Annotated in this window: 1 protein-coding gene; it reads right to left on the reverse strand. The window is 46.0% G+C overall.

The window, feature by feature from the left end; translation table 11 throughout:
* On the reverse strand, positions 1-263 hold a 263-nt coding region (locus DM397_RS00160; RefSeq protein ID WP_204251832.1), incomplete at both ends, for a hypothetical protein.

A 263-nucleotide genomic window follows, 5' to 3' on the forward strand; every position in this document is an offset into this window, starting at 1 on the left:
CGTTGCCGTCATCAAAAGTCCAGTTAATCGTGTAAGTCCCCTGAGCATTGTATGCCAATGGATCTGCCGTTGTTCCAGTCACTGTTCCAGCACAATTATCTGTGGTTGTCGGCGCTGCTGCTGTTGCAGAACATTCTCCCGTAATATCTGCTAATACAGGCTTGACAGGTTTCTCCGTGTCTTTAATGATCACCTTTTGAACTGCTGTTTCTACATTTCCGTTGCCGTCATCAAAAGTCCAGTTAATCGTGTAGGTTCCCTGA

Origin of the sequence: Flavobacterium nitrogenifigens, from assembly GCF_003254565.1 — a bacterium.
GTDB lineage: Bacteria > Bacteroidota > Bacteroidia > Flavobacteriales > Flavobacteriaceae > Flavobacterium > Flavobacterium nitrogenifigens.